Genomic DNA, 984 nt, shown 5'->3' with positions numbered 1-984 from the left:
CCCCCGGCCCCACCCGCTGCGCCGGCCATTCCCGGCTCCGCGCCCGCCGCGGCCTCCGCGCCGTCCGCGGATGCCCGCACGCCGTTCTCGCAGACCGTCTCCACGGTCCTGTCTCCGAGCCAACTGGTACAGCCCGCATCGAGCCAGCCATGAACGGAGCAATCTGGGACAGCCGATTCCGCCGCGTGCTCTATCGCGTCGTGGTGGGGATCATCGTCTTCCTGGCCCTGGTCCTGGTGGGCCTGCTGGCCGGGGCATCGGCCAACACCGAATTCTTCGATCGCTATTTCACGCTGCTGTTCAAGGTCAACCTGGTCGTCGGCGCGCTGCTGGTGCTGACCGTGGGCGCACTGGCCGTGACGCTGTGGGTACGCTACCGGCGCGGCAAGTTCGGCACGCGGCTGATGACCAAGCTGGCCGTGTTCTTCGGCGTGGTGGGCGTGCTGCCGGGCGTGCTGATCTACCTGGTCTCGCTGCAGTTCGTCTCGCGCAGCATCGAATCCTGGTTCGACGTGCGCGTGGAAACGGCGCTTGAGGCGGGGCTGAACCTGGGCCGGTCCACCATCGACAGCCAGCTGGCCGATCTGCAGAGCAAGGCCCGGCTGATGGCGGACCAGCTCACGGGGGCGTCCGGCATGGCTACGTCGCTGCAGCTGAACCGGCTGCGCGAGCAATACGGCGTGCAGGAGGCCGCGATTTTCACCGGCAGCGGCCGTGTGATGGCCACGGCGTCGAGCAGCTACGCCTCGCTGGTGCCGGACCTGCCGTCGGGCATGCTCGCCGAGCAGGCGCGGCTGGCCGGCGGCTATGCGGCCGTGGAGGGCGGCACCGAGCCCTCGGTGGACGGCAAGCGCACGGGCCCTATCGACAGTACCCACCTGTACCGCATCCGCGTGATCATTCCGCTCGGGCCGGCGCCGTCGCAGAACGCAACCGACGCGGAGGCGCAGGCGGCCGCCGTGGCTGCGGCCGCCGCGGTCCAGC

The 984-nt window shown here is 70.3% G+C and carries 1 pseudogene; it reads left to right on the top strand.

The features are described 5' to 3' along the window. Nucleotides 1–149: 149 nt before the first annotated feature. Nucleotides 150–984: pseudogene (locus KHO18_RS28270) on the top strand (PAS domain-containing sensor histidine kinase); the annotation flags it as partial.

The organism is Cupriavidus campinensis, from assembly GCF_905397395.1.
Classification (GTDB): Bacteria; Pseudomonadota; Gammaproteobacteria; order Burkholderiales; family Burkholderiaceae; genus Cupriavidus; species Cupriavidus campinensis.
The sequence above is the reverse complement of the archived record's forward strand: the minus strand, read 5'-3'. Positions and strand labels throughout refer to the sequence as shown.